Source organism: Frankia sp. CeRuru1 (assembly GCF_977966315.1).
In genome coordinates this window covers 1-3,548 of sequence record NZ_CDWWEW010000466.1, presented here as the reverse complement: position 1 = coordinate 3,548, position 3,548 = coordinate 1, and the positions used below count along the sequence as shown (strand labels likewise).

Below are 3,548 nucleotides of genomic sequence, written 5' to 3'. Positions count from 1 at the left end.
ATCCGGAGCTACCTGGCAACGGTGGTATTGGGCGCGCGCCTCGACCGCCTTCCCGAAAGGGAGCGATCAACCCGGACAGGGCCCAGATTCCCTCCCGTTCCTTGAGGCCGATGTGGCCTCTAGTCGAGGATGGCTGAATGGCGTGGTGGGACCGGCAGACCCGCGCGAGGCCGCCGTTCACACCGTGTAAGGACGCTTCTCCCTGGCCTCCGCGAGCGCGACCGCCCACCACTCGAGTTGCCTGATCAGGGTCTGGGCAGCGGTGTTGCAGCCTTCGGGATCCTTGGGCGTGCCGTCGGCGTGGAACTGGTCCCAGGCACCGTGGAAGCTGACCGTATCGCGGATGGTGACCGCGCGCAGCTCGGCGAAGACCTGGCGCAGGTGCTCCACCGCGCGCAGGCCGCCCGCCTGGCCGCCGTAGGAAACGAAACCCACCGGCTTCGCCTGCCACTCGGTGTAATGCCAGTCGATGACATTCTTGAGAACGGCCGGGTAACTGTGGTTGTACTCAGGGGTGATCACGACGAAGGCGTCGGCCGCGGCAAGCTGCCGGGTGACGTCCGCCAGTTCCGCGACTTCTGGACCGCTGGAGGTACCCAGCCTCTCCGGCAGCCTGACGTCGTCGAGGTCGACGACATTCGTGACGATCGAATCGTGGGCGGATACCTGCTTGGTGAACCATTGGGCGACCACCGGGGCGAAACGTCCCACCCTGTTGCTTCCAATAACTACCGCGAGGTTGATGGGCTGATCGAGCATGAAAGTCCTCTCATTCCGCGGATCGGCGAGATCCGCTCTCGCCAGCAGGCGCCCGGAACTCTAAAACCTCAACCATGATTGAAGTCAAGGTCGCCTCCCGGCCGGTGGGTCGCGCAGTCATGCGGGTGCTATGCGGGCGGCGGTGAACGACTCCGCGCGGGCCGGCCGGCAGTGCGGCCCACCACGTCATCTCTCGACTCCGTTGACCTCAACTTTGGTTGAGGTTGCAGACTTGGCGTGTCACCATCTCGTCACCGGATGCAGCAGGGCGCTTCGAGGGAGAGCAAGGATGTCAGCACTGGCCGCGCCTGCGGAGGGGCCGGAACTCAGCCGGACGGCTACCCGGGTGGTCCTCTTCGGGCTCCTCACCGGTGTGTTCATGTCCGCGCTGGATATGACGATCATGGCGACCGCCACCCGGACCGTGGCGGACTCGCTGCACGGGCTCACCGCCCAGGCATGGATCACCAGCGCCTACCTGATGACCATGACCATCTCAGCGACCATCCGTGAGAAGAAGACGGCGACAACGCGGGAACACCCCGCCCCCGCCGACCACGGCGCCCCCGTCACCGACGGGTAACCAGACCGGTACGGAAAACCCGTGTCCGCGCTGCCACGCGGCAGAAACCCCACCTCCGCGCCGAGGCACGGAGCAACCCGACAGGAGAGTGGAACCGATGAAAGCCGCCGCATTCTTCGACCCCGGCCCACCCAACGTTCTCCAACTCGTCGAACTGCCCCAGCCCGAACCCGGCCCCGGCGAGATCCGAGTACGGGTACGGGCCGCTGGCGTCCAGCCAGCCGACCTGGCGACCCGCGAAGGCTGGACACCCCCCGGCGTCGAACTCAGCCGTCCCCAGATACTCGGCAACGAGTTCGCCGGCACCGTCGACCTGACCGGCCCCGACGTCACCGGCATCACCACCGGCGACGAAGTCCTCGGCTTCCGTTCCCTGGGCTGCTACGCGGAATACCTGGTGGTCCCCACCGACCAGGTGGTACCCAGACCCGCCGCACTGCCCGCACAGATCGCCGGCGGACTCTCCGGCGCCGGACAAACCGCCCACACCGCCGTCGAGGAACTCAAGATCGGCTCAGGCGACACCTTCCTCATCCACGCCGCCGCCGGCGCCGTCGGCACCATCGCCGTCCAACTCGCAACGCTCGCCGGCGCCACCGTGATCGGCACCGCCAGCCCCGCCAACCACGACTACCTACGCTCCCTCGGCGCCACCCCCGTCGCCTACGGCGACGGCCTCGTCGACCGCGTACGTGCCCTCGCCCCCAACGGAGTAACCGCCAGCCTGGACGCCGCCGGCGCCGACGGACTACGCGCCGCAGTCGAACTCGTCCCGGACCGGCACCGCATTGGCACCATCGTCGCCTTCGACCTCTACCAGGAACTTGGCGTCCGCTGGCTAGGCAGCAAACGCTCCGCGGCACGACTCTCGGAGCTGGTCGGGCTGTACACACGAGGACAGCTGAAGATCGGGCTACGCCAGGCCTACCCACTGGAGCGCGCCGCCGACGCCCACCGCGACGTCGGCACCGGCCACGGCCGAGGCAAGGTCGTACTGACCCCCGCATGACCTGCCCCCCACCCGAGTCGCGACGGGCGGCGACGCCGACGAGTCGAACATGCGTTCCGTATTTCTGGTGGGAGGCCCGCCTCCACCGCTTACCCTGCGTCTGCGTTCCGTTCGGCACCGATGCTGGAGAGCTGGGCCCGGAAAGCTCGTTCAGGGCGTGCCGGCCGTGGAGCGGGCGGGGCGATCAGCGCCCCGCAGCAGCGTGCGGGCCCGGCGACGCGGTCGGGAGATCGGCTCGGCGCGCCGCTTCGAGAAGGCGCTTGTCGTAGGTGACGAACGCCTCCAGCCGGGTGTCGTTCTCGTCGGACAGCCGAAGAGCGGTAGCGAGGTGAATGGCATCGAGCGACCGCAGGAGCGGGTCATCGAAGGCGGCTGCGACGGTGCGCACGTGGGCATCGATTTCCAGGCGGTACATCCGGTCCAATACCCGCGGCACGCGTCCCGATGCTTCCGGGGCCGCTCGTTGTAGATGGCCTCCTCGATCTGGGCGCGGTCGTCGGCGTCGAGGGTGCTCAGATCGTTCTCGACACGGCGGATGAGCTGCCGCAGCCGGCTGATCTCGTCCTCGGAGGACATCGCGTCGCGACGGGCCCAGCTTCAGCGCCGTGGACGGCAGGGGGGCCGTTGACGGGGCCGTCTGGGCAGCACACGACGAGGGCATCGGAGGCGGTTCCGGTGCCGGGCACGCCGGCTTCGAGCAGCGCCTGGGTTTTAGCTTCCGTGGCTGTGATGACGGCGTTGACGAGGGCAGCGTCGCCGCTGCGCCTTGGCGAGCTCCCCGGTCAGGGCCGGCGCGGGCGCGCCGCAACGCACCAGCACGTACGACTCGGGCTTGCCGTCCGGGTACGGCTACTTGACCGTGAGGACCTCGTAGCTGCCTGGACCGGCCGTTCGACCGCATGCGAATGTTCGAGCTTGCGTGCAGAAACGCGACCCGAGGAGAAGAAGGACCGCATGATCGAGCACAAGGTGCGTGTCTACCGCAGCGAGGAGCGGCTGGCCCGCGAGGACCAGCTCGCCTGGAAGATCGCCGCGGTCGCGTCCGATCCGGTGGAGGTGACCCCGGAAGTCACCGAGATGGTCATCAACCGGGTGGTCGACAACGCCGGCGTCGCGGCCGCGTCCCTAGCTCGCAAGCCGGTGACGGCGGCGCGGGAGCAGGCGCTGCGGCACGCCCCGCCGGCCGGGCGCGCCGGC

Annotated in this window: 5 protein-coding genes and 1 pseudogene; 3 read left to right on the top strand and 3 right to left on the bottom strand. The window is 68.7% G+C overall.

Annotation, left to right across the window (positions count from 1 at the left end):
* Positions 1-177: 177 nt before the first annotated feature.
* Positions 178-759: an NADPH-dependent FMN reductase gene (locus tag AC08OP_RS22790; RefSeq protein WP_476616042.1), complete on the bottom strand. Its 582-nt coding sequence runs from the start codon at positions 757-759 to the stop codon at positions 178-180.
* A gap of 289 nt (positions 760-1,048) precedes the next feature.
* Here AC08OP_RS22790 and AC08OP_RS22785 point away from each other — a divergent pair, with 289 nt between their 5' ends.
* Both AC08OP_RS22785 and AC08OP_RS22780 read left to right on the top strand, forming a co-directional pair.
* Positions 1,049-1,342 carry a hypothetical protein gene (locus AC08OP_RS22785; RefSeq protein WP_476616041.1) on the top strand — a complete coding sequence of 98 codons (294 nt, stop codon included), beginning with the start codon at positions 1,049-1,051 and terminating at the stop codon, positions 1,340-1,342.
* Positions 1,343-1,439: 97 nt separating this feature from the next.
* Positions 1,440-2,351, top strand: coding sequence for an NADP-dependent oxidoreductase (locus AC08OP_RS22780; protein ID WP_476616040.1), 912 nt, complete (start codon positions 1,440-1,442; stop codon positions 2,349-2,351).
* 184 nt (positions 2,352-2,535) lie between these two features.
* Here AC08OP_RS22780 and AC08OP_RS22775 read toward each other — a convergent pair whose 3' ends face one another.
* Together AC08OP_RS22775 and AC08OP_RS22770 are read right to left on the bottom strand one after the other, a co-directional pair.
* Entirely contained in the window at positions 2,536-2,787 is a 252-nt protein-coding gene (locus AC08OP_RS22775) for a PIN domain-containing protein (protein WP_476616039.1), read from the bottom strand.
* Between the two features lie 76 nt (positions 2,788-2,863).
* On the bottom strand, positions 2,864-3,052 hold the full coding sequence (locus AC08OP_RS22770; RefSeq protein ID WP_462203489.1) for a hypothetical protein: 189 nt from the start codon (positions 3,050-3,052) through the stop codon (positions 2,864-2,866).
* Positions 3,053-3,305: 253 nt separating this feature from the next.
* Between AC08OP_RS22770 and AC08OP_RS22765 the strand changes: the two are divergent.
* A pseudogene (locus tag AC08OP_RS22765) lies at positions 3,306-3,548 on the top strand (MmgE/PrpD family protein); the annotation flags it as partial.

Excerpts from the sequence above, each read along its gene's own strand:
- AC08OP_RS22785 (WP_476616041.1), top strand. The coding sequence starts at position 1,049 with ATGTCAGCACTGGCCGCGCCTGCGGAGGGGCCGGAACTCAGCCGGACG.
- AC08OP_RS22780 (WP_476616040.1), top strand. The coding sequence starts at position 1,440 with ATGAAAGCCGCCGCATTCTTCGACCCCGGCCCACCCAACGTTCTCCAA.
- AC08OP_RS22790 (WP_476616042.1), bottom strand. The coding sequence starts at position 759 with ATGCTCGATCAGCCCATCAACCTCGCGGTAGTTATTGGAAGCAACAGG.